7 protein-coding genes are annotated in these 5,604 nt (G+C 44.3%); all 7 read right to left on the bottom strand.

Going from position 1 to position 5,604, the window contains the following annotated elements; translation table 11 throughout:
• Window positions 1–52 precede the first annotated feature (52 nt).
• Window positions 53–613, bottom strand: coding sequence for a sugar transferase (locus O3A65_08800; GenBank protein MDA1332557.1), 561 nt, complete (start codon window positions 611–613; stop codon window positions 53–55).
• 4 nt (window positions 614–617) lie between these two features.
• Complete coding sequence (locus O3A65_08795) at window positions 618–974, bottom strand: FkbM family methyltransferase (GenBank protein ID MDA1332556.1); 357 nt, start codon at window positions 972–974, stop codon at window positions 618–620.
• Entirely contained in the window at window positions 971–1,291 is a 321-nt protein-coding gene (locus tag O3A65_08790) for a hypothetical protein (protein ID MDA1332555.1), read from the bottom strand. Before O3A65_08790 ends, O3A65_08795 begins: the two co-directional genes overlap by 4 nt.
• Window positions 1,292–1,432: 141 nt before the next feature.
• The gene (locus O3A65_08785) at window positions 1,433–2,524 is read right to left on the bottom strand and encodes a glycosyltransferase (protein ID MDA1332554.1); all 1,092 of its coding nucleotides are present in this window, start codon (window positions 2,522–2,524) and stop codon (window positions 1,433–1,435) included.
• A 370-nt stretch (window positions 2,525–2,894) separates the two neighbouring features.
• Window positions 2,895–3,722 carry a glycosyltransferase family 2 protein gene (locus O3A65_08780; GenBank protein ID MDA1332553.1) on the bottom strand — a complete coding sequence of 276 codons (828 nt, stop codon included), beginning with the start codon at window positions 3,720–3,722 and terminating at the stop codon, window positions 2,895–2,897.
• Window positions 3,723–3,736: 14 nt separating this feature from the next.
• The gene (locus O3A65_08775; GenBank protein ID MDA1332552.1) at window positions 3,737–4,615 is read right to left on the bottom strand and encodes an alpha-1,2-fucosyltransferase; all 879 of its coding nucleotides are present in this window, start codon (window positions 4,613–4,615) and stop codon (window positions 3,737–3,739) included.
• A 156-nt stretch (window positions 4,616–4,771) separates the two neighbouring features.
• Window positions 4,772–5,604: glycosyltransferase (locus O3A65_08770; protein ID MDA1332551.1), on the bottom strand; the 833-nt coding region annotated here is incomplete at its 5' end.

The raw sequence follows: 5,604 nt of genomic DNA, 5'->3' as shown, positions 1-5,604 counted from the left end.
GGGCATCACAAAGTTTTGCACAAGCATTCTTAACTCCAGTTAGTTTCGCTGTTTAGTGAGAAACACCATTCAGACGCAGGACCTTCAGCATCGTTAACCACAAAATCCAGAGATCGAATCCAAATGAATGTCTCTGGAGGTATTCAGCATCCAGTTTGACCTTGTTGATAATCGACAATTCATCCCTGCCATTAACCTGTGCCCAACCCGTAAGTCCTGGCACTAGCGTGTGAACGCCCGCATCGGTACGCAAGGCGATCAGATCGTCCTGATTGGAGAGCGCTGGCCGCGGACCGACAAAACTCATGTCGCCTCTAAGGATACTCCACAACTGCGGTAGCTCATCTATGCTGGATTTGCGTATAAACGACCCAATTGGCGTCAACCACCGATCAGGGTTCTGCAGCAGGTGCGTGGCCACTGCGGGTGTATCGATGCGCATGCTGCGGAATTTTGGCATTTTGAAGATACGATTGCACCGCCCCATGCGATCTGACCAATAAAATATAGAGCCCGTCGAGGTCAATCGAACCAATAAAGCAATAAAGACCAAAATAGGAGCTAGGCTCAAAACCACCAACGACGCCAAGATAACATCAAAACTTCGCTTCAAGCCCTCACCTCATCAAATCTGCTTCGGATCGAAGCGTGAACATACCAAGCATCCCCGGGACCAACAGCCCCTCAAAGGCGTACACATAACCGTTACGAACAAGTGAATTGTAAATGTCTTTTCGCTGGTTAGAAAAGTTATGCTCACAGGTAATTACTGAAAAGATATTGCGGCCAAAATCAAAGGCATTCAGTATCTCTAACTCACTACCTTCTATATCGATGGATAGGTAATGGACCGCGGCAGGCGCCCGATGCCGCTCCAACAGGTCGCGGATCGACGCCGTGTTTACTGTTTGCCAGTCCGCAGATTTTGTAGTTTTCTCGTGAATATCTGCTTGAGAAAAAGCGCTGAGAGTCAAAAATTCAGCACTCTCTTAACAACGGCGAACGGCAATGATTGACCACTCTCTTCCCATACCCAATCAAAGTCAACAGCGGCCGATCGATTACTTACCAAATATATATGCCAAACTTTCGCTGGCTCTGCAAGTATTTCATTCCAGCCAAAATCTTTTTCAAGTAAATATGTGTTGCTGAGATTCACACCATTGGTTGCACCAAGCTCTACGATATACCCCCCTCGCTTCCAGCTTAGCGAATAAAGTGCAAAAAGATTTTGGCCAATCTGAGACTTCACATTATCTGATGATGCACCCTGACGTGCTACTAGTTCCATGAACTACGACTACATGCTTCTTCTTCAATTCGCCGAACCTGAGTCAGGTGATTTGCTCATACAAGTACATGGCCCGCACACAACACACATTTATAAAATTTTTCCATTAAATTAAGTCGGGCAGATCAGCATAAGTTTAACTTACTCGCGAAGCAACCCACTCAAAAATGAAAGATAAGCTGGTATGAAGTGTTCTCGGGAAAAGCGGGCTACATTTTCTTTGGCCTGCCGCCGAATGGCTTCAGTAGAAGTTATTTTTTTATGAATCTTGAGAATGATCTCAACATATTGCATAATATTATTATTTTCCACCAGAAAACCAGTTATACCGTCTTCAATCAAACAGCGCATTCCTATAATGTTATTTGCGATAACTAACGTACCGGCCACTTGAGCCTCTATGCATACATAAGACAAACCTTCGTGCAGGCTGGGCAAAATCAATAAATCGCAACCTGCAAGCACTTCCGCTAAGTTGTCGACAAAGCCAAGACAAATTACGTTGGAAGGTATTGAATCCAAGTACTTCAGCACATCATTCGACACCGGTCCGCACAGCACAAGTTTAATCTGCTTGTCATAAAAATAATCTACCCATATTCGCAAAACTATTTCAAACCCCTTGCGTTTCTCGGGTCGGCCAGCAAAGAGCACTACTAAATCCTCTTCGCGCAAGCCATGTGTCTGACGCCAGTCAGTACGGCTAAAGCGCTCACAAACAACTGGGCTCAGGTCAATGCCACATGCCGAACCATGCTTGATGACTTGCGGTCTGAAGCGAGGATTGATATCCTTAAGTAGCTCCTGCATATCCGACGAGACCGTTAGCACATGCGTTGCCAAACCAACGTTGCAGCGCTCCATTAAGCGAAGTGCCCATCGATAAATGCCATGGTATCCGACGAAGGGAACACCATGATTGAAATACACCCGCTTATGCACGCCAACTAACCAAGCCCCCAGCAAGGGAAGCAGTGAAGATTTGGTGTTGTGACTGAAAACCACATCTGGGCGGTGCCTTTTCAAATGCGATCTGATTCTCAAGAGCACCAGTGGTAACCCGAGCAAATTTGAAACCGATAAATCGAAGGGAATGATGACATTTTCCTTTCCCAACCACCGCTTTGAAGACACTAATTCAGTTTGATGGCCCGCCCCAAGCTCCGCGTCCATCAGCGGTGCGACAAACTTTAACGCCATACATGTGTCAGGATGAAAGTGGATGATTTTCATGACAGTCTTTATACAGAAAACCGTAGAGTAAAAGAAGTGGTGCAATGTGAAAAGCACCTTCGAAATTCACCCGCCAACGCGTTGCTGACCCTGGGTTGAGCACCCCAAACGGGGCATACAATACCATTTTGTCAAGTTTGGGATGCGCCGAACTCAAAAATTTGAATCCATACCGAATACCCCATTATAAAGAACGATCACTGCCGCATTACTCGGTTGGTGGATTTTTGAAAAAACGTATATTGCGTAGATTTGTGAAAACGCTATTAACGCCCTCCCTACCAACTGCGTTATCACAAATAAAAAAGCCGGGCTATTAACCTTCATCGGTTGAACGCCAAAGCGGAAATAGGATGGCTACTTAATTTAATCAAGTTGTTTTAAAACGCCTGAGGGTCATCACGACTACTCGTCGCCAATATTTGAGTACTCCAAAGGCAACTAGAAAATAGTATAGCCCGCTTGATATTAATCGATCCCTGCGCAGATCCCCGAAACAGCACAAAATACTCTTATGCATCGCCAACAGATTTTTAGACAATCCACCAACACCAAAGTCATCTTTGTATGACTGCGCAAGAGGCGCACAAATCCTCATGGAATAACCACCACTGAGCAATAACCTCAGCCATAATTGATAATCCTCCGCACGACGAGCTCCAAGAGGGAATCGTTGCGCTATTTGACGCCTAACTACTACTGTTCGCGTCGCAATTTCATTTCTTAACAACATTAGTAGTAGTGACACTTTCTGCACCTTGATAGCTTCCAACGTATAATTTGGAGGTATGTCTCCGCGCGAAATCTCTGAATCATGACAAGTGAGTGCATAAGTCGGGTGCGCCAACATCCAAGCAATCTGAATTTCTAACTTTTGAGGATGCCACGTATCATCAGCGTCCAAAAAAGCTATGAAATTCTGACCAGCAGCCGACCAACCGGCGTTACGTGCCGCACCTGCACCTCGATTCTCTGGTAGACGCAAAACTATGATTCGGATCAATTCGTTCAACTCAGATCTAATCCCTTCAATCGCAGCAAGCGTTCTACCTCTATCATCACTAAAGTCTTCGACTAGAATAATCTCCGCGGGCTTAACTGTTTGATTGACAATAGACCAGACAGCAGACGAAATAGATTCGTGACACCGATAACAAGGTATAACGACACTCACTGGTACCCGCTCTGCGGAGATCATATTTTGATGCCCCCTCAAAGCCTGACCCATTCTCGAGGGATCAAATCGCTATCATTTATCCCATTGCCAAACCAGTTGCGAGGAGCAACCACCAATTTATTAGGGTTTGTGTTCAACCAGGCACCCCACCAGCTGAATGAACTATTCGCTATAATGTGATGCTTACACTGACCCATTAGCTGCATATCAATGTAATTTTGAGATCCAAAGTTTCTATCAATGTACTGAGTTGGGAACGCAATTTTCAAATTGTTCCGCGTCCATTGTGGATCGTCAGAAAAAACAAAAAAGCGTGGTGAGGTAACTTTTGCGGCGATATGGTCAATAGCTTCTTGATAATAGTCTAAAGAACAAAGATTGAGAATTTTTGCCGTTGCCGCATGCGTGACATAATCCCCTCGTCGAACATGCAAGCTAACAGAGTTATAATCTTTCATGAGAGAAGAAATTTTCAAATTCTCTCCCGTTAAAGCTTTTTTAAACTCGAAGTCCGAGCGAATACTTAACTCAAAATCTTTAAAATATTTTTCAGATTGCCAATAACCCACTAAATATGAAGAATCGATAATTTTATTGAACCCTGTCCAATAGTTGAAATGCGGTTCTACCACCAAGTGTCGACCACATACTCGCCTAAAAGGTAAACGCCTTAATAACTTTCGTGTCAAATTACCCGAGCGCCAGCCAAGTAGCTCACGCAATTGATCGGGTTTTGCAATGCAAACTGAAAGGCGCATAACTCGATCTATCTCAAACCCATTATGCAAAGAATAATCCTTAAAACCACTGAGATCCAGCAAGAGAGGGCATCCTAAAGTCATCGATAGCGCCCTTCCGGCAGCATACTGGAACATTTGATTTCCCAGCCCTCCTAACAGTTGACTAATCACCATAACAAATCTGTATAGCAATTAATTCAAAATACGCTGTATACCCTTGTACATACCTCTCATATCGCCAAATCAGCAATCAGTCCTCACTTCTTTGTAAATTTCTCTAACAAAATAACTGCAGCTAAAAAGCCAAAGCTGTATTACTTTTAACGATAGTCAACGTTCATGAGGCATTTGACTATTCTTGCTTTTGCAAAAGTTATCGGAAAAAATCTTCCGCAAATTAAGCAAACAATATGAGCTGAACCATAAACGTGTACGCAAAACACCAGCGCCCATAAGTTTAGCCACGTAGGTATGCGCCCTATACCGACCCATCACACCCTCCCACGTATACGACTCAGTTGACACATCGACCATTGCAGATTCATCTAACATTGTCCACAAGCGACATCCTTGATCACGCCAAAGAAGTGAGTGGATTAAGTCTTCGCTGACCGCCTTCCCCGAAAACGGATAATAATTGTAAGTAATCAAATCAGACCTGTGGCACAAGGCTACTCCGCCAGGTAGCCATTCAGACTCAACAACTCGGCTCCCCATATCATTTCTAACCACTCCAAAGCCTATTCCCGCAGAGGCAATACGACCAAATCGTTGCCTCCCGAATGCGGCACCGCACACTAGAGTAAAGTAACAGTCTCTAAAAAAATCCCTTAAGTTCCCAGAATAGATGGTACTGTCTTGACCACCAGGATAAATCTTAAAAAATGGCGCTACCACGTTATGTCGCCCCTTAACGACGAGAAAATTAAGTAGCGCATGCATCGTATGGGAGGACAGGATGACGTCATCATCACACTGCAAGACATAATCACATTTCGCCGCCTCTAAACCAACTGCACGCTGCGCAACTTGGCCTCTACCGGCAGTTGTTATAACATTCACATTCTTTATTGTTGCAAGGTATTCTACATTTCTAACCTCAGCTTGCGGTATGCAAATTAAGATTTCTGCAGGAATCCTTTGTCCACTATTCAGTATCTCAA

The organism is Pseudomonadota bacterium (genome assembly GCA_027624715.1).
GTDB lineage: Bacteria > Pseudomonadota > Gammaproteobacteria > Burkholderiales > Eutrophovitaceae > Eutrophovita.
This window is presented reverse-complemented; position numbering and strand designations above follow the sequence as displayed.

Excerpts from the sequence above, each read along its gene's own strand:
- O3A65_08790 (MDA1332555.1), bottom strand. The coding sequence starts at position 1,291 with ATGGAACTAGTAGCACGTCAGGGTGCATCATCAGATAATGTGAAGTCT.
- O3A65_08785 (MDA1332554.1), bottom strand. The coding sequence starts at position 2,524 with ATGAAAATCATCCACTTTCATCCTGACACATGTATGGCGTTAAAGTTT.
- O3A65_08780 (MDA1332553.1), bottom strand. The coding sequence starts at position 3,722 with ATGATCTCCGCAGAGCGGGTACCAGTGAGTGTCGTTATACCTTGTTAT.
- O3A65_08775 (MDA1332552.1), bottom strand. The coding sequence starts at position 4,615 with ATGGTGATTAGTCAACTGTTAGGAGGGCTGGGAAATCAAATGTTCCAG.